This is a genomic window from Exiguobacterium sp. NPDC077395 (genome assembly GCF_050269125.1).
GTDB classification, from domain to species: Bacteria; Bacillota; Bacilli; order Exiguobacteriales; family Exiguobacteriaceae; genus Exiguobacterium; species Exiguobacterium aestuarii_A.
Genome location: NZ_JBNNHU010000001.1, coordinates 298,567 through 321,706, shown reverse-complemented (window position 1 = coordinate 321,706; position 23,140 = coordinate 298,567). Strand labels below are relative to the sequence as shown.

General features: G+C 48.8%; 28 protein-coding genes. 14 read left to right on the top strand and 14 right to left on the bottom strand.

Going from position 1 to position 23,140, the window contains the following annotated elements; translation table 11 throughout:
* Nucleotides 1-16: 16 nt before the first annotated feature.
* Complete coding sequence (locus ACQKD4_RS01780) at nucleotides 17-1,570, bottom strand: PTS transporter subunit EIIC (protein WP_427372259.1); 1,554 nt, start codon at nucleotides 1,568-1,570, stop codon at nucleotides 17-19.
* A gap of 71 nt (nucleotides 1,571-1,641) precedes the next feature.
* Nucleotides 1,642-2,994 (bottom strand): 6-phospho-alpha-glucosidase, encoded by a 1,353-nt coding sequence (locus ACQKD4_RS01775; protein ID WP_427372258.1) that lies wholly within the window; start codon nucleotides 2,992-2,994, stop codon nucleotides 1,642-1,644.
* A gap of 143 nt (nucleotides 2,995-3,137) precedes the next feature.
* Between ACQKD4_RS01775 and ACQKD4_RS01770 the strand changes: the two genes are divergently transcribed.
* Nucleotides 3,138-3,875, top strand: a complete 738-nt coding sequence (locus ACQKD4_RS01770; protein ID WP_214744468.1) for a GntR family transcriptional regulator — start codon at nucleotides 3,138-3,140, stop codon at nucleotides 3,873-3,875.
* 61 nt (nucleotides 3,876-3,936) lie between these two features.
* On the opposite strand, the gene ACQKD4_RS01765 is transcribed toward ACQKD4_RS01770, so the two are convergent.
* Nucleotides 3,937-4,155 (bottom strand): type II toxin-antitoxin system Phd/YefM family antitoxin, encoded by a 219-nt coding sequence (locus ACQKD4_RS01765; protein WP_271305526.1) that lies wholly within the window; start codon nucleotides 4,153-4,155, stop codon nucleotides 3,937-3,939.
* A 115-nt stretch (nucleotides 4,156-4,270) separates the two neighbouring features.
* Between ACQKD4_RS01765 and ACQKD4_RS01760 the strand changes: the two genes are divergently transcribed.
* On the top strand, nucleotides 4,271-5,215 hold the full coding sequence (locus ACQKD4_RS01760) for a peptidoglycan DD-metalloendopeptidase family protein (protein ID WP_427372257.1): 945 nt from the start codon (nucleotides 4,271-4,273) through the stop codon (nucleotides 5,213-5,215).
* Between the two features lie 32 nt (nucleotides 5,216-5,247).
* Here the strand turns inward: ACQKD4_RS01760 and ACQKD4_RS01755 are convergent, their stop codons facing one another.
* The 6 genes from ACQKD4_RS01755 to ACQKD4_RS01730 all read right to left on the bottom strand — a co-directional run bounded on the left by ACQKD4_RS01755 (nucleotide 5,248) and on the right by ACQKD4_RS01730 (nucleotide 10,494).
* Nucleotides 5,248-5,646 (bottom strand): cytidine deaminase, encoded by a 399-nt coding sequence (locus ACQKD4_RS01755; protein ID WP_427372256.1) that lies wholly within the window; start codon nucleotides 5,644-5,646, stop codon nucleotides 5,248-5,250.
* A 178-nt stretch (nucleotides 5,647-5,824) separates the two neighbouring features.
* A complete protein-coding gene (locus ACQKD4_RS01750) occupies nucleotides 5,825-6,661 on the bottom strand; it encodes an ABC transporter ATP-binding protein (RefSeq protein ID WP_427372255.1) in 837 nt (278 codons plus the stop codon).
* On the bottom strand, nucleotides 6,662-7,693 hold the full coding sequence (locus ACQKD4_RS01745) for a FecCD family ABC transporter permease (protein WP_274664071.1): 1,032 nt from the start codon (nucleotides 7,691-7,693) through the stop codon (nucleotides 6,662-6,664).
* On the bottom strand, nucleotides 7,690-8,715 hold the full coding sequence (locus ACQKD4_RS01740; RefSeq protein ID WP_214744484.1) for a FecCD family ABC transporter permease: 1,026 nt from the start codon (nucleotides 8,713-8,715) through the stop codon (nucleotides 7,690-7,692). Before ACQKD4_RS01740 ends, ACQKD4_RS01745 begins: the two co-directional genes overlap by 4 nt.
* A complete protein-coding gene (locus ACQKD4_RS01735) occupies nucleotides 8,712-9,725 on the bottom strand; it encodes an iron-siderophore ABC transporter substrate-binding protein (protein WP_427373255.1) in 1,014 nt (337 codons plus the stop codon). The genes ACQKD4_RS01740 and ACQKD4_RS01735 overlap by 4 nt, the downstream gene beginning before the upstream one ends.
* Before the next feature lie 175 nt (nucleotides 9,726-9,900).
* The gene (locus ACQKD4_RS01730) at nucleotides 9,901-10,494 is read right to left on the bottom strand and encodes an FMN-binding negative transcriptional regulator (RefSeq protein ID WP_427372254.1); all 594 of its coding nucleotides are present in this window, start codon (nucleotides 10,492-10,494) and stop codon (nucleotides 9,901-9,903) included.
* Nucleotides 10,495-10,564: 70 nt separating this feature from the next.
* Here ACQKD4_RS01730 and ACQKD4_RS01725 point away from each other — a divergent pair, with 70 nt between their 5' ends.
* Nucleotides 10,565-11,230, top strand: coding sequence for a haloacid dehalogenase type II (locus tag ACQKD4_RS01725; RefSeq protein ID WP_427372253.1), 666 nt, complete (start codon nucleotides 10,565-10,567; stop codon nucleotides 11,228-11,230).
* On the opposite strand, the gene ACQKD4_RS01720 is transcribed toward ACQKD4_RS01725, so the two are convergent.
* Both ACQKD4_RS01720 and ACQKD4_RS01715 read right to left on the bottom strand, forming a co-directional pair.
* Complete coding sequence (locus ACQKD4_RS01720; RefSeq protein WP_427372252.1) at nucleotides 11,227-11,739, bottom strand: GNAT family N-acetyltransferase; 513 nt, start codon at nucleotides 11,737-11,739, stop codon at nucleotides 11,227-11,229. The genes ACQKD4_RS01725 and ACQKD4_RS01720 overlap by 4 nt on opposite strands.
* 15 nt (nucleotides 11,740-11,754) lie before the next feature.
* Nucleotides 11,755-12,207 (bottom strand): MarR family winged helix-turn-helix transcriptional regulator, encoded by a 453-nt coding sequence (locus ACQKD4_RS01715; protein ID WP_074035992.1) that lies wholly within the window; start codon nucleotides 12,205-12,207, stop codon nucleotides 11,755-11,757.
* Nucleotides 12,208-12,327: 120 nt separating this feature from the next.
* Here ACQKD4_RS01715 and ACQKD4_RS01710 point away from each other — a divergent pair, with 120 nt between their 5' ends.
* The 5 genes from ACQKD4_RS01710 to ACQKD4_RS01690 all read left to right on the top strand — a co-directional run bounded on the left by ACQKD4_RS01710 (nucleotide 12,328) and on the right by ACQKD4_RS01690 (nucleotide 16,327).
* On the top strand, nucleotides 12,328-12,684 hold the full coding sequence (locus ACQKD4_RS01710; RefSeq protein ID WP_427372251.1) for a DUF2200 domain-containing protein: 357 nt from the start codon (nucleotides 12,328-12,330) through the stop codon (nucleotides 12,682-12,684).
* Nucleotides 12,681-13,112: a DUF1801 domain-containing protein gene (locus tag ACQKD4_RS01705; protein ID WP_427372250.1), complete on the top strand. Its 432-nt coding sequence runs from the start codon at nucleotides 12,681-12,683 to the stop codon at nucleotides 13,110-13,112. The genes ACQKD4_RS01710 and ACQKD4_RS01705 overlap by 4 nt, the downstream gene beginning before the upstream one ends.
* 78 nt (nucleotides 13,113-13,190) lie before the next feature.
* Nucleotides 13,191-13,832: a TVP38/TMEM64 family protein gene (locus ACQKD4_RS01700; protein ID WP_214744494.1), complete on the top strand. Its 642-nt coding sequence runs from the start codon at nucleotides 13,191-13,193 to the stop codon at nucleotides 13,830-13,832.
* A 109-nt stretch (nucleotides 13,833-13,941) separates the two neighbouring features.
* Complete coding sequence (locus ACQKD4_RS01695; RefSeq protein ID WP_427372249.1) at nucleotides 13,942-14,667, top strand: polysaccharide deacetylase family protein; 726 nt, start codon at nucleotides 13,942-13,944, stop codon at nucleotides 14,665-14,667.
* Nucleotides 14,668-14,794: 127 nt separating this feature from the next.
* Entirely contained in the window at nucleotides 14,795-16,327 is a 1,533-nt protein-coding gene (locus ACQKD4_RS01690; RefSeq protein ID WP_427372248.1) for a methyl-accepting chemotaxis protein, read from the top strand.
* Nucleotides 16,328-16,365: 38 nt separating this feature from the next.
* Here ACQKD4_RS01690 and ACQKD4_RS01685 read toward each other — a convergent pair whose 3' ends face one another.
* On the bottom strand, nucleotides 16,366-17,223 hold the full coding sequence (locus ACQKD4_RS01685) for an SDR family oxidoreductase (protein WP_274664082.1): 858 nt from the start codon (nucleotides 17,221-17,223) through the stop codon (nucleotides 16,366-16,368).
* Between the two features lie 146 nt (nucleotides 17,224-17,369).
* Here ACQKD4_RS01685 and ACQKD4_RS01680 point away from each other — a divergent pair, with 146 nt between their 5' ends.
* The 3 genes from ACQKD4_RS01680 (at nucleotide 17,370) to ACQKD4_RS01670 (ending at nucleotide 19,094) form a co-directional block, all read left to right on the top strand.
* Nucleotides 17,370-17,798, top strand: a complete 429-nt coding sequence (locus tag ACQKD4_RS01680) for an Rrf2 family transcriptional regulator (protein ID WP_074035980.1) — start codon at nucleotides 17,370-17,372, stop codon at nucleotides 17,796-17,798.
* Between the two features lie 129 nt (nucleotides 17,799-17,927).
* A complete protein-coding gene (locus ACQKD4_RS01675; RefSeq protein WP_427372247.1) occupies nucleotides 17,928-18,845 on the top strand; it encodes a TerC family protein in 918 nt (305 codons plus the stop codon).
* A gap of 87 nt (nucleotides 18,846-18,932) precedes the next feature.
* Complete coding sequence (locus ACQKD4_RS01670) at nucleotides 18,933-19,094, top strand: hypothetical protein (RefSeq protein ID WP_427372246.1); 162 nt, start codon at nucleotides 18,933-18,935, stop codon at nucleotides 19,092-19,094.
* A gap of 43 nt (nucleotides 19,095-19,137) precedes the next feature.
* Here the strand turns inward: ACQKD4_RS01670 and ACQKD4_RS01665 are convergent, their stop codons facing one another.
* Complete coding sequence (locus ACQKD4_RS01665) at nucleotides 19,138-19,854, bottom strand: peptidoglycan DD-metalloendopeptidase family protein (RefSeq protein WP_427372245.1); 717 nt, start codon at nucleotides 19,852-19,854, stop codon at nucleotides 19,138-19,140.
* Nucleotides 19,855-20,050: 196 nt separating this feature from the next.
* Nucleotides 20,051-20,527, bottom strand: a complete 477-nt coding sequence (locus ACQKD4_RS01660; RefSeq protein ID WP_214694422.1) for a DUF305 domain-containing protein — start codon at nucleotides 20,525-20,527, stop codon at nucleotides 20,051-20,053.
* A gap of 168 nt (nucleotides 20,528-20,695) precedes the next feature.
* Here ACQKD4_RS01660 and ACQKD4_RS01655 point away from each other — a divergent pair, with 168 nt between their 5' ends.
* Genes ACQKD4_RS01655 through ACQKD4_RS01645 form a run of 3 tightly spaced genes read left to right on the top strand, consistent with a single transcriptional unit; the run spans nucleotide 20,696 to nucleotide 23,136 of the window.
* Nucleotides 20,696-21,034, top strand: coding sequence for a hypothetical protein (locus ACQKD4_RS01655; protein WP_427372244.1), 339 nt, complete (start codon nucleotides 20,696-20,698; stop codon nucleotides 21,032-21,034).
* Nucleotides 21,035-21,055: 21 nt separating this feature from the next.
* A complete protein-coding gene (locus ACQKD4_RS01650; RefSeq protein ID WP_427372243.1) occupies nucleotides 21,056-21,730 on the top strand; it encodes a response regulator transcription factor in 675 nt (224 codons plus the stop codon).
* Nucleotides 21,727-23,136: a sensor histidine kinase gene (locus ACQKD4_RS01645; protein WP_427372242.1), complete on the top strand. Its 1,410-nt coding sequence runs from the start codon at nucleotides 21,727-21,729 to the stop codon at nucleotides 23,134-23,136. The genes ACQKD4_RS01650 and ACQKD4_RS01645 overlap by 4 nt, the downstream gene beginning before the upstream one ends.
* Nucleotides 23,137-23,140 lie beyond the last annotated feature (4 nt).

Genomic DNA, 23,140 nt, shown 5'->3' with positions numbered 1-23,140 from the left:
ACGGTTGAGCCCGATTTCAATTCGCTTCATCCATTTCCTTATGAATGCGTAGCAATTCGTTTTTGTATAAATCAGAGCGACCTCCAAAAATCGCTTGAATGTTGTTTTTCACTTTGACGACTCCAGCTGCTCCGAGTGCTTTTAGTTCATCCTCATTGATTTGAGAAACATCACTTACTTCAACACGAAGTCGTGTGAAGCATGCATCGATATCACGGATGTTCTCTCGTCCCCCAAGTGCCTCTTCAATCGCAAGTGCTGTCGTTTGAATCGCTGATTGACCTGACTTTTTATCATTGTAGTCTTTACGCGTAAACAGTTTCGCTTCTTGTCCGCCACGCCCTGGTGTTGCCAAATTCCACTTCTTGATGGCGAAAGTAAAGATACTATAGTAAACGATGAAGAAACCAATGCCGACGACGATATTCATCCACCAGCGTGGTGTACCTGGTAAAACGTTCACTAAAATATAGTCAATCAATCCTGATCCTCCAGCCCAACCGATATGTGTATCGAGCGCATACATGAGCGCGAAAGAAATTCCCGTCAACACACTATGGATGACATACAGGACAGGTGCCACGAATAAGAAAGTGAATTCAATCGGTTCTGTGATTCCTGTTAAAAAAGCTGTACCAGCCGCTGCAATCAATAAGCCTCGAACGACAGGACGTTTGTCCGGATCAGCCTGACGATACATCGCGAGCGCCGCCCCGAGTAAACCGAACATAATGATTGGGAACTTACCAGACATGAAGCGTCCCGCCGTCACTTCGACACCTTCTGCGATTTGAGCGAGGAAAATATACTGATCACCGTTCACGACCGCATCACCGATCGTTGCTGTTCCACCGAGAGATGTCCACAGGAACGGGGCATACCAAATATGGTGTAATCCTGTCGGAATCAATAACCGCTCCAACATCCCATATAACCCTACGTATGCAGGGTTGGTCGCATCACTCGCGATGACGTTTGCCATTGAAGTGAGTGCCGATTGGATCGGCGGCCAGATGAGCATCATGACAAATCCAAGTAAGATTGAGAAGAAAACCATCACAATCCCGACAGAACGATCACCTGCAAAGAATCCCAACACTTCTGGCGGATTGAACGTATGGAACTTTTTATAAACCCATACTGCGAGCAATCCGACCGCAATTCCTCCGAGTACACCGGTTTCAAGGGAAGGAATACCAAGTAACATGCCATATTCCCCACTCTCGGCAGCCATTTCTGCCGTGATGCCGAGAGAGATTGAGATTGTCGTATTCATAATGACATATCCGACGAGTGCTGCGAGTGCGGCAATCCCTGATCCCCCTGACAAACCAACTGCGACCCCGATTGCGAAAATGATTGGTAAGTTCGCAAAGATGCTTAGACCGATCTGTAACATTCCAGCACTAATCGCTTCTACCGTTCCGTTCTGTAAAAACGTCCAGCTATCGGCTAATGGTCCTGTGAGTGCCGCACCTAGTCCTAGCAAAATTCCGGCAGCCGGTAATAAAGCGACCGGTACCATGAGCGCCTTCCCAAACTTTTGAAAAACTCCAAACCATTGACTCATTCGATTCACTCCTCATCTTGTAAGCGTTATCAATCCAAACGATGAGAAAGGGGATTGCCTCCCCTCTCAAGTTACCGTATTGCTACTGTCTCGCCCGATTTTAATTCCGGCCAGTACGTTCTGTTTTCCTCAATCAAATCATCTAAGATTCGACGAGCTATTGGTGCATCGACGACTGTACGATTTAGCGTCAACGCCTGAAGTGCCTTCTCATAACTGTTTTCGAAGTATGCGTCGACGACAAGTTGTTCATAAGCAAGCTGTCCTTCAATCATTCCTTTGTAAAAACGAGGAATCTTACCGACTGCGAATGGTTTCGGTCCACGATTGGTAAGCATCGCAGGCACTTCAACCATCGCATCGTCTGGCAAGTTCGAAATGATCCCGTCATTTTTCACCATGACGATGAAAATATCACCGCTATTATAGGCTAGCGAAGCAGCGACCCGAATCATATAGCAGCCGTGGATATCGACCTCAAGGTGAACATTTTCGAGCGAGTCATCTTGAATAATCTGATCGCACATCGAGAAGACACGTTCTTGACGTCCGTTGATCACCTGCCGCGCGCGTGTATTCGTGACATCTTCTTTTTCTGCCATGTCAGATGGATATAAATAATATTGAAGATACGTGTTCGGTAAGTACTCTGGGAAATCCGTCAGCATCTTCTCTACTTGTTTGAACGTCTTGATCCACGATGGGTCATTCGCAATCTCCGAATCTTCTGGAATGAAACCGTCTTCTAAAATGGCGCGTTTGATGTCTGCAGTCAATTCATTTCCTTCTTTATCGAAGATGCCTGTGAACCAACCAAAGTGGTTGAGTCCGAAATATTCCGGAACGAGATCCCAAATCTCTTTACCGAGAATCTTCGCATAGCTCACCATGATCGCTGCCGGCATGTCACAAATGTTTAATATTTTTTGATCGTCTGGGTATGCACGTTTGAGCGCCTCGGCGACAATCGCAGCAGGGTTCGTATAGTTTAAGATCCAGCCATTCGGTGAGCCGGCACGAATGTCAGAGACGAGTTCAATCATATCTCCGATTGAGCGCATCCCGTATGACATTCCGCCCGGTCCACACGTTTCTTGTCCCACCACGCCATGTCGAAGCGGAATCTGCTCATCTTTTTCGCGCATCTCCAAACCACCTGTCCGAATTTGGACGAAGAAGAAATCCTTATCTTTAAAAGCATATTCTTTGTCCGTCGTGTATTCGAACGACTCGAGTTCTGGATAATGCTCACGCAAGATGACTTCACTCGCTTTCGCGACACGTTCTTGACGTAATTCATCTGTATCGTAAAACGTGATGGAACGAAGTGGGAAGTGTGCTTTTTCCTCAATCAAACTCATGATCATGCCGATTGTGTACGTACTACCTCCACCGACGACTACGAGACGCTGTGGTTTTTTCATGTGTGCGTTCCCCTTTCAATACATATCTAATTTATTACAATACAAATCTAATACATATTATTTGAACCGTCAACACCTTTTTGAAAACGTTTTATTTTTGTATACTATGAGTAATGAACGCATACAATCAGGAGGTTATCTATATGAAAGCCAAATCTCCGCTATACCAGCGGATCGCTCAGGAGATGCGCACGTTTATCGAGACCGGCGATTGGGCGCCCGGTGAAGCAATTCCGACAGAAGCACAACTCGTCGAGGAATTTAAAGCGAGTCGAGTCACCGTTCGACAAGCCGTCAAACTACTTCAAGAAGAAGGTTTGCTTTGGAAGCGACAAGGGAGCGGCACGTATGTACAATCCGAAAAGATTGAACATAATATGTACGAATTAAAAAGCTTTACTGAAGACATGAAGCGAGAAGGAAAGGACGTCACGAGTAAAGTACTTACTTTCACCGTTCAACCTCCGACTGAAAAAATAAGGGAAATACTCGAGCTCGATGAAGATGCTCTTGTCTACTACATTCGCCGGTTACGCTTTGCGAATGGAGAACCGCTCATTGTCGAAGATACGTATCTTCCACTTCAACTGTTTCCAGATTTAACGTATGAGGTGATGACACGGTCGAAGTACGATTACATTGAAAATGTCAAAAACCTGAAGATTGCCGATAGTGTTCAGGAGTTTATTCCTGTCTTACCGACGAAAGAAATTGCTGAAATGCTCGAGGTGAGCGATCGAACACCGATACTCAAAGTCGAACTCTATTCATTTCTCATGGATGGCAGTCGCTTTGAGTTCACCGAAACCTATTTCAAGAGTGAAGAGTATCGCTTTATCATCCGTGCCGGTCGAAGACATGAAACAACAAACACCCAGTGAATCCAACGATTCACTGGGTGTTTGTTAATGCAAACTCATATGTTTCAACATTAGACTAATGCTATTCAAGCTGCTTTAGGGATTCAAATAGACGCTCAGCATTTTTTGGACTGCTCGTCAGGTAAATGGTTTCTAACAAGCTATTATATTCTCGTTCAGAAATGATAACAGCATTCTTCCCGCCTTCTTTCGAGATGAAAATCGTCTCGTCATTTTCACATACTTGATGAAGCAAGCGGTTCAACTTTTTTTGCGCTTTCTGGTATGGAATCGTAGACATTCACATCACTCCTCATTTACGCCCATTATATTATGATTTTTTATGAATGACGAAACATCTATATTTCTACATCCGTATAAAAGACCAATCAATCATCAACAAAGGCGGTATGCACATGCATCACGAGAATAAAAAGTTCATTCACTTATTCAAAGACGGTCAGTTCGATGACATTTATCATCAAATGACCGATTCGTGCAAATCTCATTATTCCATGGACATGTTTCATCACGAAGCGTCTTCGTTTCATCATGGAATTCGGCGCTATCGTCTGCTCAATGAAATGGTGTTGAACGGGAATCGGTATGTATTATGGTCAGATTTCCGAAAAGAAAAGTTATTGTCCGTTCAATTCAATCGCGTGAATCAGATTGAATCCATTCAGATGACGGTCACATCCTCTTCAAAAGAGACCAATCCTTTCACGAAAAACAAATACCGCCTTCCATTCAAAGAGCAGTGGTTCGTCGCCTTAGAAGGGACGAACATCGGGATGTATCTTCATGAACCGATTCGAAAGAAACGTAATGGCTATGACTTTCTAAAAACAAAAGATCAGCAACCTTACAATCGTAGAAAAGTCGGAATCGATGGCTCGTATGCGTTCGGAGAACAAGTCCTGTCACCACTCGACGGTATAGTTTATCAGGTCGTCGATGGGCTACCAGATGAACCAAATCCTGATCATCCACTCGGAAATCACGTCATCATTCAACATAAACATGATGAATACACGCTTCTCGCTCACTTAGATAGCGGTTCGATCGTCGTCAAAGTTGGAGACCAAGTGAAGACCAAAAAGGTGATTGCCCGCTGCGGACGCTCCGGAAGCACGTTAGAACCGCGCTTGCATATGCGTGTCATGAATCACCCGACTGTGAACACCGCGACCGCTCTCCCGATTCGATGGAAAGGTCGACAGCGACCAGTGCGTGGAAAAGTGGTCACTTCCCGCGAAGAGGACAGTTGGTCAAATGGGCTCGCAGGCCTCGATTTTTCAGAACTGCTCTTTTATATTATTCAGGCCATCCCGCGATTATTCTTTCACTTTTTCAGATAAGAAAACCCCTCAGAAATCTGAGGGGCCCAACATCACATATCCAAATCTGTGAACGCGAGCGGGACGAGCTCCCCGAGTGCCACTTCTTTCACATCGGCGTTGCCGTTCGTGAGGAGTACTTTGAAGTCAGGATCGCCGAACTCGACCATGACCTGGCGGCAGATACTACAAGGTGGCAAGAAGTCTTCCGTGTCCCCAGATACGGCAACCGCTTCGAAGTCACCTTTCTTGTATCCTTGTGCGACCGCTGTGAAGATCGCTGTGCGCTCTGCACAGTTCGTTGCTCCGAACGAGACGTTCTCGACGTTGACACCATCGATGACCGTGCCGTCCTTCATGAGAAGTGCCGCACCGACGCGGAACTTCGAATATGGTGAATACGCATTGTCCTTCAATTGGCGTGCGCGCTCGACTAATTGTTGTTGGTTCATCTTAAGTCATTCCTCTCGAATATCGAATGAACTGATGCCAGTCCCCATGCCTCTCATTTTTGGGCAGGATTTATAGCATACACCCGCCCCAAAGAGAAGTCAACGACTTTTTTAGAACGCTTTCATAGAGACACAAAAAAAGAAGGAACTTCCGCTCCTTCTCCCTTCTGATTCACTATCATACTAACTCAAGCTGCGCAACAGGCGCCTCTTCCGTTTCTGTCTGCACGTGATGGCGACCGATCGGAATGACGGACGGTGAGCCGGATACCGGGTCACACATGACCGAACAGCGAAGGTTGAAGACCCGATGGATCAAATCACACGTGATGACGTCCGACGGCTTCCCTTCCGCAATCAACTTCCCTTTATCGAGTGCAAAGATATAGTCCGCATAACGTGCCGACAAGTTGATGTCGTGAAGCACCATGACGATCGTCGTCCCGTATTTCCGATTCAAGTCCGTCAACAAGTCGAGAATCTCGACCTGATACGTGATATCGAGATACGTCGTCGGCTCGTCTAAAAAGAGGATGTCCGTCTGTTGGGCAAGTGCCATCGCAATCCAGACGCGCTGGCGCTGTCCGCCTGACAACTCGTCGATTGGACGGTCCGCGAACTCGGTGATGTTCATCATCTCCATCGCTTCAGCGACGGCCTCATAATCGGCTTTCGTCCATCCCTTCAAGAACGATTGATGCGGATAACGACCGCGACCAACGAGATCGGCGACCGTGATCCCTTCCGGTACGACCGGGGACTGTGGCAACATCCCGAGGACACGTGCCAGCTTTTTCGGTGCCATCTTCGAGATCGGCTTGTCGTAAAGCGTCACTTGACCAGCACTCGGCTTGATGAGGCGTGCCATCGTCTTTAGGAGCGTCGACTTCCCGCAACCGTTCGCACCGATGATGATGCTGATTTGATTGCTCGGAATTTCAAGACTGATATCGTTCAAAATCATCTTGTCCTCGTATCCTGAGGTGAGATGTTCCACTTTCATAATGGATGCCATTTAGAAGTCCCCTTTCTGGTTCATCCGAATCAACAAGTATAAGAGATAAGGCGCGCCGATGATACCGGTGATGACACCGACCGGATAGCGTGCCGTGAAGGCGAATTGTCCGACGAGGTCGGCCGCGAGCACTAAGATGATCCCGACAAGCGCTGCCGGCAAGATCCCGGCGTGACTCGTCCCGACGAGGCGTTTGGCGATCGGTCCCGCTAAAAAGGCGATGAAGGCAATCGGTCCCGTCGTCGCTGTCGCGAGCGCGAGCATGAATACCGCCGCAACGATGAGAAGCAATCGAGTTTGGTTCGTGTTGATCCCGAGCCCTGTCGCCGCCATTTCACCGAGCTCGAGCATCTCGAGCTGACGGGTGAGTAACAATACAATCGGTAAACAGATGAGTACCGTGATGATTAAAGGCGGCAACTCCTCTAGCTTCGCCCCATTCAAGCTTCCTGTCAACCACCGCATCGCCATCGCGACATCATTTTGTCGGCTGATGAGAAGTAAGTAATTGATCACCGCCGTGAGCATCGCCTGGATCCCAATCCCGACCAAGACGAGGCGACCAATCGAGAAAGATGCACCTTTGGACAAGAAATAGATGACGAGCACGGTCACGAGTCCCCCGATAATCGAGGCAATCGAGATGACCGCTTCACTCGACTGGAGAACGACGATACAGAAGACGGCAGCCGCACTCGAACCGGTCGTGATGCCGATGACGTTCGGGTTGGCGAGCGGGTTACGAAGCATCGTCTGGAAAATCGTTCCCGCGGCACCAAACGCCGCCCCGGCGAAGACACCGGCGAGCATGCGAGGAAGACGCAATACCTCAACGGCGAACGTCGCTCCTTGCACGTCTTCCCCGAGCAAGACGCGGATGACGTCCTGAACGGGATAAATCGTATTACCTAGCATAAGCATCAAGCCGCTCAGCGTGAGCGCGATGACGCTCAAGAGAAGCGTCATCCCGACATAGCGACGACGGCGCTTCATGCGTCCTTGTCTGATTTGTTCAATCGCTGGTTGCATCATAATCCTCGTACTTTCACTTTCATCGTCAATAGAATCAAGATCGGCGCCCCGATGAACGCCGTCACAATCCCGACCTCAAGCTCGCCCGGACTCCCAAGCAAACGTCCGATGACGTCCGAGAAGGTCAGAATGATAGCACCGGCGAGGGCGGACATCGGCATGAGATAACGCTGGTCCGGACCGAGCACGAGCCGAATCAAGTGCGGGGCGAGTAACCCGATGAAGCCGATCGGTCCGGCAAGCGCCGTCGCCGCCCCGCATAGAATGACGCCTGCGAACGAGGCCGTCAGCTTCAACGTTCCCGTCCGCACGCCAAGACTCTTGGCCATTTCTTCCCCGAGCGCGAGTGCGTTCAAGGAAGGTGCGGTCACGACTGCGATCACGAGACCGATCAATAAGAATGGTAAAAACGTATAGATGGAATCGATGTTGCCTGCCCCGACACTTCCGACTTGCCAGAAGCGAAACTGATCCATGACGTTTGACCGTGGAATCATGAGGGCCATGACAAGTGATGACAACGCCGCACTCGTCGCTGCTCCCGCCAAGACGAGTTTGAGTGGGGTCGCCCCACCTCGACCGAGCGAGCCGATACCAAAGACGAAGATGGCCGTCAACAACGCCCCGACGAGCGCGAACCAGATGAACGCACTCGCTGTCGAGATGTTGAAAAATGCGATCCCGATGACGACGGCGAGCGCTGCCCCTGTGTTGACCCCGAGAATACTCGGGTCAGCGATCGGGTTACGCGTCACCGACTGCATGAGTGCCCCTGCCACACCGAGCGCTGCCCCGCACATGAAACTGAAGATCGTCCGGACGACCCGCTCCCGGACGATGTCCGCTTCATACGACTGAACAGCCGGGCGGAATAAACCGTCCAGCAGTTCATTCCACCCGACTGTCCGTGAGCCGAAGGCAAGGGATGCCAGAATACATAGCACCGTCAGTACGAGCGTCCCAATTAAGAGAAGCGGAAAGTACTTCGGGGTATGCATCTGTTTCACCTGTTGTTGCATCATTTTACTTTCGCGAGCGCATCCGATACGCGTGAGACGTACTCATCGATCGTATATTCAATCGAGAGCGGCGTCGGTGTCCCTGCCGCTGCGAGTGGCGTGTTATCTTCGATCAAGACGACCGATCCACGTTCGATGGCTGGTACTTTACTGTAAAGCGGGTCTGCTTGGAGCGCCTTCAACGTATCTTCATTTCCGTATGTGACGAAGATGTCGACGTCGTTCAAGATATCAGCGTTCTCTTTGCTGAGTTCAAGATAGAAGCTGTCCGTTTTCGCTGCTTCGTCTAAGATGTTTTGTGGGTATTCCATCCCGAGTTCTTCGATGAAGGCACCACGTGGGTCACCCGTCGTATAGATATAGAATTTTGAAAGATCTTCCGCGCTCATTGAGACGAATGCGGCTTTCTTTCCAGCAATCTCAGGAACAGCTGTCGCTTTGTCGATGATCAACTGCTCCGTATCCTTGATCAATTGTTCGCCTTCTTCACCGAGTCCCATTGCGAGTGAGTCGTAGCGAACCATGTCTTGCCATGAAGTGACCCAAGGTGTTTCTTGGTACGCCACGACCGGCGCGATTTGGCTGAGCGTGTCGTAATCTTCTTGCGTGATCCCTGAGTAGGCCGCCAAGATGACGTCCGGGTTTGAATCCGCGATTGCTTCAAAGTCTAATCCGTCTGTGTCTTGATAGATGTTCGGGTTCTCTTCCCCGAGTGCCTTCAACTTCTCTGCTGTCCATGGAAGCATACCGCTGTCATCTTGGACACCGTAGTTCGCAGCCGAGAATCCGACCGGTACGACGTCGAGCGCAAGTGCGACGTCATGGTTTCCCCATGAAATCGTTGCGACACGTTCCGGTTTCTCTTCGATGACCGTTTCACCGAATGCGTGCTCGATTGTGATCGGGTAACCTTCTGCCGATTCTTCTGTCCCTTCATTCGTGGAAGCGTTCTCAGCTTCTTCCGAACCACAACCGGCTAAAATGAGTGCAAATGCCGATACAAAGATGAACATATGTAACCATTTCTTGAATGTGTTGTTCACGTGATTTTTCTCCTTTTCGAACTTCTCTGTATTTTGTCGATACTGATAATCATTATCAGTTATGAGTATAGACCTGCTCCTAAGTCATGTCAACCTCTATTCGGCAAAGAAATATGAAAAAACCTGCCGTTTTAGGACAGGTTGCTTAGGAATTTCGATGCCGTCGCATGACGTCTGCGATTGGTTTATCTTGTTTTTCAAGCTCGGATACGATTCGTTCATGATCCGTGTCGCTTCGGTTTTGACTTAACTTGAACGTCGCCTGGATGTCAGTGATGTCAATCCGAAACCCGACGACGCCATGCATCTGTCGCTTCACCGGTTCCGATAACGTTTCCCAACGCACCGCATGCTCACGTTCCCCTTCGTGCTCATGAAGCATGCCTGCAAGTTCCTCCACTAATTCTTCCTCGTTGAGAATCGTTGCACGTCCATACACGTGTACGGCTTGATAGTTCCATGTTGAGACGTCTTCATGACCGTACCATGACGCCGATACGTAGGCGTCTGGTCCTTGGAAGATGACGAGAACGGTTTGATCTTCAATCGTTCGCCACTGCGGATTCGCTTTCGCAATATGTGTCGTCAGTTGTCCATTCGCCTCATTGAATCGTAACGGGACGTGTGTCGCAATCGGTTTGTCTCCGTCATGCGTCACGATCGTACCAAACGGATGGGCATGCAAAAAAGCAAAGATGTCAGCTTCGTCTTTCACAGAATAACGGCTTTGGATATACATGTCGAACCCCCTTTCCCCTATTATATTCTGAACAAGACGGGTATAACGACACAGAAGGAGGAATGTTTTTATGAAACCAACAATCAAAGCGATCGTCTTTGACGTATATGGCACCTTATTCGACGTCCATTCGGTGAAGGACGCCTGTGAACAAGAGTTCCCTGATAAAGGAGCAGCCATCAGCCAAGTATGGCGGACGAAACAACTCGAGTATTTCTTTTGGCGCCACATGATGGGACGCTACGAAGATTTCGAGTCGGTGACCCGTGACGCTCTCCGTTATGCGTTAGCCGTCCATGACGCAACATCCACAGACGACATCGAACAACGTCTCATTGAATCGTATGCGCACCTGACCCCATATGAGGAGGTCGAATCGGTCCTGAAAGAGCTGCACGACGTGAAGACCGTCATCCTCTCGAACGGGACGGACGAGATGCTTGAGGAACTGCTCCGTAACGCAGGACTCACCGATTATTTCGATGAGGTCGTCAGCGTCGACGGCATCAAACAACCGAAACCAACGCCAGCCGCCTATATGCATTGGTTCAAGACGTCCGGTCTTCGTCGTGATGAGGTGCTCTTCTTATCGTCGAACGGATGGGACATCGCCGGGGCGAAAAACTTTGGTTTCCACGCGGCCTGGATCAATCGGAACGACTTACCGTTCGAGGAGTTCGATGTTAAACCAGATGCCGTCTATCCAAACTTGAACCACTTGTCAGAATGGCTCTAGTCCGTGAACGACCTCATGAAAATGAGGTCGTTTTGTGCATCCTCCCCCATGAAAAAGGTGTGCACCCCCGTCTGTTCGAACCCGTTTCGTCGATAGAATCGAATCGCTCTCTCATTACGTTCCCATACGCCCAGCCACATCTTTCGCTTGTGTAGCTCCTTCGCCAATTCAGTCGCCTTAGTAAATAACGCTTTCCCCACCCCGTGACCTTGAAACGCTTCGAATACGTAAATCCGTTCGATTTCAATCGTTTCGGCGCCCATCGGTTCAGTTTGAGCATCGCGTACGTTCACTTTCAAATACCCTGCCAACTCGCCATCTACGTGCGCAAAGTAGAAATGAGAGTCAGGGTGTGCTAACTCCTGGTTCAATTGCTCAGTCGCATATGCTTTTTCTAGGTAAGCGTTCAAGTGCTCCGGTGTATTGTGATGTGCGAACGTCTCCGTAAACGTCTGGATGCTAATGTGACGCAAGGCTTCTACGTCTGTCACTTTTGAAATTTCAATCATGTACCCTTGCTCCTCTCAGTATTCTCGATGCTTGCCTTTCTTCACCTCTGTCCAATCTGTCTCCACATTACTTCGTACTTTTTTCAGTAGCTGCAACAGTTGCGCTTTTTCTTGCTCGTCGAGTCCCGATAACGCGACCGATGTCGAATATTCATGTTCCCGAATGATGTGCGGGTACAATGCCTCGCCTTTCTCCGTCACGTACAGGCGTTTAATTTTTTGATTCTCCAAATCTGAGCGCCTTTCAATCCATCCTTCTTGCTCTAATTTTTTGATGGCACGTGCGGCGGTCGTCCGATCTACCTTAATCAACTCTGCCAGTCGCTCTTGAATGATACCTGGGTGTTCAAAAATCCTGACAACGTATAAGTACTTTCCCTTTTCTAAACCGAGTGCCTTGAATTCAATGTTGCTGATTGAATCGAGGGCACGCGCGATCATCCCAATCTCTCGCAGATGATCATGCATCAGCAGTCACCCCCACTCTTTTTTGTTGTAAATGCAACAAAAAACATTTGATATAAGCATACTCGATTTTGTGAGAGAATGAAAGGAGAGATTTTTTATGAAGAAGGAGATGAATGTGCAATGAGTCACCGCATCTACACGACGAGCTTTGCGAGCGTCTATCCGCTCTACGTCGCCAAAGCCGAACGGAAAGGACGGACGAAAGAAGAAGTCGACACGATCATCGAATGGTTGACGGGTTATGATGAAACCGGTCTCGAACGTCAAATTGAGGATCAGGTTGATTTTGACACATTCTTCGCTTCAGCACCTCGCCTGAATGAAGATCGCACCCTCATCAAAGGTGTCGTCTGTGGGGTCCGTGTCGAGAACGTCGAGGAACCGCTCATGCGCGAGATTCGCTACTTGGATAAACTCATCGATGAGTTGGCGAAGGGGAAGAAAATGGAGAAGATTCTACGGGGAGGCGAATTATGATGGACGTGACGACACTTGTGGACGAAGCACGGCTCGATTCCTTCATCCATCTGATCGAGGTCATCGATGACCATTTACCAGAAGGCTTTGAAAAGACGACAGACGGACACGGCGTCCATTACGTCGTCCCGCTCGAGCGATATCCATCTGGTTATCACGTCACACCAGGGACTCCGCTTCCATTCATCAGTGTAATCGCGCAAAAGCGCCATGTCGGACTTTATCATATGGGCATTTACGCCGACCCTGAACTACTCGCTTGGTTTGAACAGGAGTATGCGAGACGCGTCCCGACGAAGCTCGATATGGGAAAAAGCTGTATTCGCTTCAACAATGTGAAACGGATCCCGTTTGATTTGGTCGGGGAACTCGTCGAAAAGATGACTGTCGATGAATGGATTCAACGCTATGAAGGAAACCGAGGCTAACGCTTCGGTTTTTTCGCACATTCATTTTCTGTCATGCGCCATGGATGCGGTATGCTTAGAAAAAAGGAGGGACGCCTCATGCCACGCTGGCTAAAAATCACTTTGTTCTTACTCGTGTTTGGCACGTTGTTCTATATCACCCATTTCCACTATGAGTTGCGTCCGTCTGACATTCGCGACATCGTCTTGTCGTTTGGGTTTTGGGGTCCTCTATTCTTTATATTCCTTTACGCCATCGGTCCGGTCGCCTTTTTACCGACGTCCGTGCTGTCACTTGGAGCCGGTCTCGCGTTCGGCGTCTGGCCAGGGGTCCTCTATATCATCATCGGGGCGACCGCTGCTGCGACGACCGGTTACGTCATGGGACGCTTCTTCGGACGCTCGGTCGTCAACGTCGACCGCTATCCGTGGTCAGAGAAACTGTTCACCCAGATGGAGCGTCGCGGTTTCTTATATGTGTTCGTCTTACGACTCATCCCGCTCGTCAGTTTCGACTTGCTCAGTTACGCCGGAGGCATCTCGCGCGTCCGTTTCCGCGCGTTCGTCCCGGCGACCGTACTCGGCATGATTCCAGGGACGTTCGCCTACAGTTTTCTCGGTGCGAGCCTCGCATCAGGTAGCGTCACGACGATTTTCATCGCCGCACTTGTCTTCGTCGGGTTGATTGTCATCACATATATCTTCCGTGAGCCCGTCAAGAAGTGGCTTGGATTAAATTGAAAAATCGATTTTCCTTCCTCACAAAAAGGCGTTTGAACACCTAAACCCTAATCCTGTAAATTATATGTGGGAATAATATCCACATTGTTGATTGAAGGAGAATCGATTCGTGCTAAAAAAATCAATCGTCTGTCTGTTCACCGCGTTCCTCTTATTCATTTCCTCTGTTCCGGCTTCCGCAAGCGAGTTCCACCCTCGTTATAACAAAGGTGAGATGGTCTATCTGACGTTCGATGATGGACCGAATCAGTATACGCCTAAATTGCTAGACGTCCTGAAACGCTACAACGTGAAGGCGACATTCTTTATTCTTGGAAAGAAAATCAAAGGAAATGAGGCTATTCTTCAACGGATTGTTGACGAAGGACATACCATCGGACTACATAGCATGACCCACGACAAAAAGACCTTTTATCGTTCACCGAAAACGGCAGTCAACGAGATGAAACAGGTCCAACAGTTGATTTTTGATATTACCGGTGTGAAGTCGACAACGATACGTGTCCCTTACGGAAGTGTGCCCCATATGACAAAAGCACATCGCCAGGCGATGGAGAAGGCCGGCTTCCACATGTGGGACTGGAACGTTGATACGCTCGACTGGAAATACAAAAAGGACCAGAACGTGATGCGCTATCAAACCATCAAACAAGTGCGTGCCCATCGTTCTTACTATCAGGCATCGATTGTCTTAATGCACGATCACGCCACTTCCCCAGAATCTCTCTCCTATATGTTGAGACATTTGACACGTGAGAAGTTTGTATTTTTGACGACAGACCAGGCAAAGGAACCGTATCATTTCTACAAAAAATGGTATGGCACATCACATTGAACGTTTGAATTGGAGCCTCGCGCTCCTTTTTTGTGCGTCGAATATGCAATTTCAATAAACTTCTGGGACATCCGTCCGATATGTATAGAGCCACAATAAATGAACACGAGAATGTGAGGAAAGAAACATGAGTTTGATGAAACGAAATCAGTTGATGTTGTTGACGACGTTATTGATTGTGATGACGTCGGTTGTCGTCCATTTGCTTCACCGTTTTACGGAATTTGCCTACACGTATACGATTTTACGAAACGGCGCGGATGGCTATGTGTACTCGAATGTGACATGGGTGCTCTTCGCGCTTCCACTCGTCTTCCTCGGGATGATGCTCGTCAGCCTGAAGCGAGAAAGCAAGATGTTCCCGTATTGGATGATGCTGACGCTCACCTTCGCGAGCATCTCGACGGTCGCCGGTGGACAAGGACTCGTCGAGTATCACTTCTCCATCTTTGTCGTCTTGGCCATCCTGTCGTTCATGCGTCGTATCGACTTGATTTTGTACAGTACCGGCATCTTTGCAGTACAGCATTTGGCAGGGTATTTCTTATTTCCCGAAATAATTTGCGGAACGAGCGATTACCCATTTAACTTGTTGCTCGTCCACGCCGTGTATTTGATTCTGCTCAGCGCCGTACTTGTCGCTCAGATCCATTTCCGCAACAAGGAGACGGAACGTGTCGAAGCGCACGAACAGGAGACGCGACAGTTGTTGAACCAAGCGATTCAAGACGTCAGTTCCCTCGTTCAGTCTTTGAATGGCCACGCGGAAGAGCTCGAATCGGCCGCGAACCAGTCGCTTGAATCCGGGGAACAAATCGCCATCACGGTCGACCCGATCGTCGCGCACGCTTCGTCTCAACAAGCTTCGATGGTACAAGGTGCGGACGAGATCCAATCGATTCGTTCGCTGACCGCGCTCATCCAGGAACGGATGGCGCAAACGGCAGCAGCCTCGTCCCGTATCGCCAAAGACGCCCTCTCCGGGAATACAGACATGCGCCTCATGGAAGAAAAAGTGCATGAAATCATCACGGAGTCCGAGCAACTTGAGCAAATCGTCGCGACGATGACGAATCGCTCCTCTGAAATTCAAGGCATCTTGCAGCAAGTCGGCTCGATCAGTGAGCAGACGAACATGCTCGCCTTGAACGCATCGATTGAAGCGGCCCGCGCAGGAGAGGCTGGTCGTGGATTTGCCGTCGTCGCCTCTGAAGTCGGGAAGCTTGCCGTTCAGTCTCGAGAATACGCATCGGAAATGACGCGCGTCCTCGGTGGATTGATGGAAGATACGACGGTCGTCTCGAACTCGGCTCACCTCTTTAAACAAGCAACTGAAAACTGTCAAACGGTCACAAACGATGTGACGGCTGTCTTCGGGCGTCTCACGGAAGACGTATCGGAGATCGACGCACAAATCGCCTCGATCCAAGAGACACGACAACTCGTGACGACGCAGATGGAGACGCTCGAGACACGCCTCGAATCGACGAAACATGCTTCAAGCGAACTGCAACAACAGATTCACCATGTGGCCGCCGCAACGGAAGAACAGGTCGCTGTCCAAAAAGAACTCAGTTCCATGTCGGACCGCCTCGCCGTGACGGCGAATGCCCTTGAAGATGTGACGACTCAACTCGAAAATCACGCATCACGCGCCTAACACAAATGCCCCTGACCAAACGGTCGGGGGCATGCTGTTTATCGATCGAGTAGTTGTCGAATCCCTTCTTGTAATGGTGTGACCGGACGTCCGAGAACCGGTTCAAAGTCGCTCTCGTGAATCTCGAGCGTCCCTTGACGGATGCTTCGCTGGATGCCGGCGAGAAGTGCGACCACATCATCAGGCATCCCTGCCCCGCGCATCGTCTCTTCATATGCCTCAAGGTTCAGCTCTTGCATCATGACGTCACGTCCTAATACTTCACTGAGTGCATCGACTAAATCTTTTTGTGTATGGAGCGGTCCTGACAATTCATATACCGCACTCTCTTGCTGTTCTTTCAACAGGACGTTCGCCGCTGCTTCCGCGTAGTCTTGTTGAAGCGCCCAGCCGACCTTCCCGTCCCGGGCCGCCGTGATCCACGGTGCCCCGTCAACGACTGCCTGCATGCTCGGCAATTCGTTCTCTAAGTACCAGTTGTTCCGCAAGAACGCATACGGAATCCCCGATTCCACAATCGCTTCCTCTGTGACGACGTGTGGGGGTGCCATCAAGTTCTCACTGTCTGTCGCATCGGCCAGACTCGTATAGGCGATGAAGGAAACACCAGCCCGTTTTGCCGCCTCGACCGCGTTCGTATGTTGACGAATCCGCGTGTCGTTGTCGCCATCTGCCGAGATGATCAACAGACGCTCGACACCTTTGAACGCTTCATCGAGTGTGTTCGGCTGATCAAAATCTCCATGGCGTACATCAACCCCACGTTCTTTCAGCGATGCTGCTTTCTCCGGATTGCGCACGCTAACCGCGAGGTCACTCGCATCGATGGATTTGAGTAACTCCTCTACAATTTTTGATCCTAATTTACCGGTTGCCCCGGTGACTAAGTATTTCATTTTTGATTTCCTCCCCTATGCTGTAATCGAATCAGTTACATGTAATCATGATAATTACAGGTAACTCATTTGTCAATTATTCTTTCCCTGTTATACTAAACATGTAACAAAGTTGTTTACATGCATGAATAGAAAGGGAGAAATTTATGACGATCAGTAGTCGATTTTCAGTGGCAATCCACATGCTGACTCTTGTCGCACTTTCACCGCCAGAAGTCATCTCGTCTGATTTTTTAGCGCGGAGCGTAAATACAAACCCTGCCCTCATTCGAAAAATTATGGCTATGTTGAAGAAGGCTGAATTGATTCAGGTCAAACCTGGTGTTGCTGGTGCGACCCTTACAAAATCATTAACCGAAATCTCACTTCTCGAAATTTATCAAGCAGTTGCCGTTGTTGAACCGAATGAATTGTTTGGAATTCATGACCAGCCAAATCCCGCTTGCCCAGTCGGCCGAAATATTCAAGCGACAATAGAGCCTATTTTTATTACGGCTCAATCCGCAATGGAACGTGTACTCGAACAGATTATGCTTTCAGACGTTGTAAAAGATATTGAGCAACTAACAAATTGAAAGATGTACTTCATGAAATCACTTTTTAAAAGAGTGATTTTTTTCATCCCCCCCTTCTTGACTTTAAGTTCATATGAACCTATATTAATGATATAAGAGTTCATACGAACTTAAAAGGAGGAATTGTTGTTGACCCTACTCATCGGGTTTTTACTCATCGTCATCTTCATGCTCGCGCTTGACCTCGGGGTGTTTCACCGTAAGGCACACGAAGTCTCGCTCCGCGAGGCGTGGACATGGACGTTTGTCTGGATCGGGATTGCCATCGTATTCGGGGGATGGTTGCTCTACACACAAGGTAGTACGGCGGCAACGGAATATGCGAGCGTCTACTTCATCGAGAAGGCACTCGCCATCGATAACGTCTTCGTCTTCTCCCTTGTCTTCGCTTATTTCGCCATCCCGCTCAAGTATCAGCACAAAGTGTTGTTCTGGGGGATTCTCGGAGCCATCTTCTTCCGCGCAGTCTTCATCGTCGCTGGTGTATCGCTTTTAGAAAACTTCGGTTGGGTCTACTACGTGTTCGGAGCGTTCCTGATCTACACAGGTTGGATGATGTACAAGAATATCGGGAAAGACGAGTCACTTGAAGAGAACAAGACGATTCGTTGGCTCGAGCGACGCCTTCCGATCACACAGGACATTTCATCTGGGAAGTTCACGAAACGGATCAACGGGAAGTTGTTCTTCACACCGCTCTTCATCGCGCTCATCTTCATCGAATTGTCGGATATCGTCTTCGCCGTCGATTCGGTCGCCGCGAGCTTCGCGTATTCGCGTGACCCGTATATCATCTTCTATGCGAACATCATGGCGATTCTCGGACTCCGTAGTCTCTACTTCGTCCTCGCCAACTTGATTGACCGTTTCTACTATTTGAAACACGGTCTCAGCTTCATGCTCGTCTTCATCGGGGCGAAGATGATTTTAGGTGATGTGTACAAGATGCCGATTTGGATGTCACTCGGGACAATTGTTCTCGTCATCTTGATTAGCGTCCTCTATAGTTTCTACAAAACGAAACCTAGTTCGTCCAAACACGTATAATGAATCAATCGGTCCATTTCGTCGGTGTTCTTTCTTTGAAAATCGGGTAATCATTGAGGTGCACAACTAAAGAAAAGGGGATTCACTATGTTTGATCGGATTGGCCTCATGAGTATCGGTCTCGTCTTCGGGATCATCCTCATGCTACTCTTTAATACTTTATTCGGATTGGTGTTCGGTATCGTCCTTGGCGCATGCCTGATTGTCGCCAACCAAATCGGACGAAACAAGCGAACGACCATCCACTAACCAAAAAGCACGCGCTCCCAAATATGGGGCGCGTGCTGTTGCGTTAAAACATCGTATATGGATTGATGCTGTTTGCTGGCGATGAACTGCTATACACGTAGCTGTTCCGATGTACTTCGAAATGGAGATGGTTTCCGAACGAGTTGCCCGTATTTCCGACAGCTCCGATTGTCGCTCCTTTTGCAACCGTCTGTCCTTTGACGACATTGAGGCGGTCGAGGTGCGCGTACACCGTGATATATGTTTGTCCGTTCAACTGATGGGTCATCATGATATGGTTCCCATACGCCCCGTAATTGCGGGAGACAATGACTTGCCCAGAAGCGGCTGCAACGACCGGTGTCCCTCTCGGTGCCGCCAAGTCGATGCCGTTATGGAACGTATAACCGTATTGCCCGCTCGCTGGACCATATTTTTGCGTCAACGTCCCTTTTGTCGGAATGACCATCTTCGCTGTCGACGTCGTCGAGAGTGACGTCACACTGTACTTCTTCACATATGTACTTGATACGTAACGGGCTGTGCCGTTGAAGTTGATTTTCGTCCATCCCCCGCTCACGCCAAGATATTTGAACGACTGCCCCAATTTGGCGCTGCCGACGATCGCATACGTCGTGCCTGGACCCGAACGGACGTTTAAACTGTTGGTCGTGACTTTGACATAATACGTGGTCGCCGCTTCAGCAGGCGTACCGGCTGGAGTGAAGATTCCGATGGTGAGCAACACAGCACAGAGGAGAGAGAGCATCTTTCGTTTCATGTTATGGTAAATCCTTTCAATTATGTATTTAAATTTTTAATTTTTATATTATCTTGATGAAAAAATTTTACCACCAAAACAAACCGACAAATATGTCATTTATATTTCAAATAAAGGAAAACAAATTCTAACTTACTTCCCTCATTTTTCCTAAAGGCAAAAAAAACATACACAGCCGATCGGCTGTGTATGTCTGTTACTCTTGATTCTCTTCTGCGTTCTCTTCTTCATCCTCTAAATCTTTAATCAACTGCTTCATTTCTTCAATTTCACGACGCTGCGCCTTGATGATCTCTTCCGACAGTTCTTTGACGCGCGGGTCCTCAATTTCGGCGCGCTCACTCGTCAAGATGGCAATCGAGTGATGCGGGATCATCGCTTTCATCCAACTGACGTCATCGACCGTCGTCTGACTACGTACGAGCCAGAGCGAGGCACTGAAGACGAGGGCACTGACCCCTAGGATGATAAAGTTGAGGGTTTTATTCTTATACATCCCCCACATAAAGAGAAGCATGACGAATGCCATGACCGATCCCATGATCAGTGCCATATACAACCTCGTTTGACTAAAGAAGATATGATTGATTTGAAAGACGTTCAAATACATGAGCCAATACATAATAAATGTAGAGACCGCAATCATGATTCCAAATTTACCGTACGATTTCATCTCGTTCACCCTTTCTTGTTATGCATGTAGAAATACTTTTACCTACTTGTTCTGTAATCAAACCTGCATATTTTTTAGCCATGGCATGTTCTTGATACTTTTCACTTCTTTTTCACAAACGTCGGGTAGACTAATGAAATTGAGATTTTGCAAGGAAGGGGAACGACAATGCAAGAGCTGACATTGCGTGACGTATTGGCAACACTAGATTCTGTGTTATCTTGGTCGTATCTCGACCGTCCAGAAGAGATGGCGATTCACGGGGTCGGGGCGACACCAGAAAAAATAAAAAAAATGTTTTTATATGTATGCAAACGTCCGATCAATGAACGTGGTGTCGATTTAGTGAAGACCGCCATTCGTAACGGCGCAGTGGCCATCGTCACAGATCGACCGATTGATGCGAGAGTACCGGTCATTTACTGTCGAGACATCTCACGCGCATGTGAACAACTGCAGGCTCTTTTTGGCACAGAAGGAAATCACGCGAAGCACGCGGAACGATAAAGAGGAAGGAGGGATTGTAAGATGACGATCCTCATTGTAGATGACGAAGAAAAAATGAGACATTTGATTCGTCTGTTTCTTGAAAGTGACGGGTACACGTGCATCGAGGCGAGTGATGCCCGCTCGGCACTCGACAAAATCGAAGAACGCCCGGACCTCGTCCTTTTAGATATTATGATGCCAGAAGTAGATGGCATCTCGCTTTGTCGACAGCTAAAGACGATGGACCCGTCATTACCCGTCGTCTTGTTGACGGCACGTTCAGACAATGAAACGACCATCCAAGGATTAGATGCTGGAGCGGATGATTATGTCACCAAACCGTTCGATGGGAATGTTCTCCTCGCCCGTATTCGTGCCGTCTTACGACGGACCCGTGTCGTCAATATCCAATACGGTCCGCTACGATATGACGAAGAGAGCGGACGTGTCCTCTATGAGGAACAAGAAATCGTCCTCACGCCGAAAGCAACAGCCATCCTGAAACTGTTCCTTCAGCATCCAAATCGCCTGTTTAACCGTTTGGATTTATATGACCTCGTCTGGCCGTACTCTGCCGAATCCGACCCACGTACGGTTGATGCACATATTCGTATGATTCGAGAAAAGTTAGGGGATGCCGGTTTTCCAATCGACGACTATTTGAAGACCGTTTGGGGACGTGGTTATCGATGGACCGAGGAGCGTTCCGGATGAAACGAAGTCGCAACAGCCTCCCGTTTCGCATCAGCCTTGTCTTCCTCTTATCGACGTTATTAATTGAAGGCGTGTTATTCCTTCTCCTTTATCACACGTTACTCGGAGAGCGCGTTGTAGAAGAGATCGATCGTCTCGAGTCAAGGGCCGAGAGCCATGCGAACGTGTTGGCGATGAACTTTTCAGAGGAGACAATCGGTCACGTCGCCACGATGGAAAGTGAGACCGACACGAAAGTCGCCATCACAAACTCTGCACATGACCTCCTTCGGGCTTCCCGCTCCTTCCCTCAAGTCTTAGTCGATACCGTCGATACGAAACAACGCATCGGACCTGTCGATGACACGACTATTTTAGAGAACGACTGGGAAAATGAGCCGTACTTGAGCGTTCGTACACCAATCATGGATGATACCGGCACTCAATATGGATATGTCTATATGTTTTTACCGACTGAAATCATTCACGGAATCAGTCACCGCCTTCAGTTGCGATTTTTATATATCACGGCCATCGCACTCGTGACGACGATCTTGACCTTCATTCTCCTAAGCCGTCTCATTTCAAAACCGATCGAGTCATTGAGACGGGCGACGGAGAACGTCCTCACGAACCCGGACGATTTACAGTTACCGACGAATCGAGTGGATGAAATCGGAGAATTGGCACGTTCGATTGAATCGATGTCGGTTGAATTGTCTCGACTGCGACGCGAGCGACATCAGTTTCTATCCGATCTCTCGCACGAAATCAAGACCCCGCTCACCTACTTGAGAGGATATGCCGAAATCGCTTCGAAAGACAGCACTCCAGAATCGCTTCGGCAACAGTCGATTCAAACGATTTTAGATGAGAGTCGCTCGCTCACGGAACTCGTTGAAAATGCGTTTCAATTGGCACAGCTCGATGAAAACACGTTCTTGTTACATCGAGAAGAAGTGACCGTCACGACGTTCTGTGCGGATTTACGTCGAATGCTCGATACGATGTTTCGAATGACGACGATTCGCTTCGATGCCCCGGTGAATACCGAACAACCAGATGTCACGCTCACATTAGACCGTCATCGAATGCTTCAAGTCTTTCGCTCCATCGCCCACAATGCGATCGAACATAGTGAGGCCACACAGGTTTCGCTTCGTTCAAACGTCACGGACACCCACCTCATCTTGAGCATCACGGATGACGGGAAAGGCATTCCTGAAGAAGATTTACCGCACATTTTTGACCGCCTGTATCGTGTGGAAAAATCACGCTCCCGACAGACCGGTGGCAGTGGACTCGGACTCGCCATCGCTGACCAAATCGTCAACCGTCACGGCGGAGAATTGACAGTCACGTCTGACGCATCGGGCACTTCTTTCACCGTCACGCTTCCGCTCGACAAAAAGACGCCTATCCTTTAATGGA

Excerpts from the sequence above, each read along its gene's own strand:
- ACQKD4_RS01780 (WP_427372259.1), bottom strand. The coding sequence starts at position 1,570 with ATGAGTCAATGGTTTGGAGTTTTTCAAAAGTTTGGGAAGGCGCTCATG.
- ACQKD4_RS01775 (WP_427372258.1), bottom strand. The coding sequence starts at position 2,994 with ATGAAAAAACCACAGCGTCTCGTAGTCGTCGGTGGAGGTAGTACGTAC.
- ACQKD4_RS01770 (WP_214744468.1), top strand. The coding sequence starts at position 3,138 with ATGAAAGCCAAATCTCCGCTATACCAGCGGATCGCTCAGGAGATGCGC.
- ACQKD4_RS01765 (WP_271305526.1), bottom strand. The coding sequence starts at position 4,155 with ATGTCTACGATTCCATACCAGAAAGCGCAAAAAAAGTTGAACCGCTTG.
- ACQKD4_RS01760 (WP_427372257.1), top strand. The coding sequence starts at position 4,271 with ATGCATCACGAGAATAAAAAGTTCATTCACTTATTCAAAGACGGTCAG.
- ACQKD4_RS01755 (WP_427372256.1), bottom strand. The coding sequence starts at position 5,646 with ATGAACCAACAACAATTAGTCGAGCGCGCACGCCAATTGAAGGACAAT.
- ACQKD4_RS01750 (WP_427372255.1), bottom strand. The coding sequence starts at position 6,661 with ATGGCATCCATTATGAAAGTGGAACATCTCACCTCAGGATACGAGGAC.
- ACQKD4_RS01745 (WP_274664071.1), bottom strand. The coding sequence starts at position 7,693 with ATGATGCAACCAGCGATTGAACAAATCAGACAAGGACGCATGAAGCGC.
- ACQKD4_RS01740 (WP_214744484.1), bottom strand. The coding sequence starts at position 8,715 with ATGATGCAACAACAGGTGAAACAGATGCATACCCCGAAGTACTTTCCG.
- ACQKD4_RS01735 (WP_427373255.1), bottom strand. The coding sequence starts at position 9,725 with ATGTTCATCTTTGTATCGGCATTTGCACTCATTTTAGCCGGTTGTGGT.
- ACQKD4_RS01730 (WP_427372254.1), bottom strand. The coding sequence starts at position 10,494 with ATGTATATCCAAAGCCGTTATTCTGTGAAAGACGAAGCTGACATCTTT.
- ACQKD4_RS01725 (WP_427372253.1), top strand. The coding sequence starts at position 10,565 with ATGAAACCAACAATCAAAGCGATCGTCTTTGACGTATATGGCACCTTA.
- ACQKD4_RS01720 (WP_427372252.1), bottom strand. The coding sequence starts at position 11,739 with ATGATTGAAATTTCAAAAGTGACAGACGTAGAAGCCTTGCGTCACATT.
- ACQKD4_RS01715 (WP_074035992.1), bottom strand. The coding sequence starts at position 12,207 with ATGCATGATCATCTGCGAGAGATTGGGATGATCGCGCGTGCCCTCGAT.
- ACQKD4_RS01710 (WP_427372251.1), top strand. The coding sequence starts at position 12,328 with ATGAGTCACCGCATCTACACGACGAGCTTTGCGAGCGTCTATCCGCTC.
- ACQKD4_RS01705 (WP_427372250.1), top strand. The coding sequence starts at position 12,681 with ATGATGGACGTGACGACACTTGTGGACGAAGCACGGCTCGATTCCTTC.
- ACQKD4_RS01700 (WP_214744494.1), top strand. The coding sequence starts at position 13,191 with ATGCCACGCTGGCTAAAAATCACTTTGTTCTTACTCGTGTTTGGCACG.
- ACQKD4_RS01690 (WP_427372248.1), top strand. The coding sequence starts at position 14,795 with ATGAGTTTGATGAAACGAAATCAGTTGATGTTGTTGACGACGTTATTG.
- ACQKD4_RS01685 (WP_274664082.1), bottom strand. The coding sequence starts at position 17,223 with ATGAAATACTTAGTCACCGGGGCAACCGGTAAATTAGGATCAAAAATT.
- ACQKD4_RS01680 (WP_074035980.1), top strand. The coding sequence starts at position 17,370 with ATGACGATCAGTAGTCGATTTTCAGTGGCAATCCACATGCTGACTCTT.
- ACQKD4_RS01670 (WP_427372246.1), top strand. The coding sequence starts at position 18,933 with ATGTTTGATCGGATTGGCCTCATGAGTATCGGTCTCGTCTTCGGGATC.
- ACQKD4_RS01665 (WP_427372245.1), bottom strand. The coding sequence starts at position 19,854 with ATGAAACGAAAGATGCTCTCTCTCCTCTGTGCTGTGTTGCTCACCATC.
- ACQKD4_RS01660 (WP_214694422.1), bottom strand. The coding sequence starts at position 20,527 with ATGAAATCGTACGGTAAATTTGGAATCATGATTGCGGTCTCTACATTT.
- ACQKD4_RS01655 (WP_427372244.1), top strand. The coding sequence starts at position 20,696 with ATGCAAGAGCTGACATTGCGTGACGTATTGGCAACACTAGATTCTGTG.
- ACQKD4_RS01650 (WP_427372243.1), top strand. The coding sequence starts at position 21,056 with ATGACGATCCTCATTGTAGATGACGAAGAAAAAATGAGACATTTGATT.
- ACQKD4_RS01645 (WP_427372242.1), top strand. The coding sequence starts at position 21,727 with ATGAAACGAAGTCGCAACAGCCTCCCGTTTCGCATCAGCCTTGTCTTC.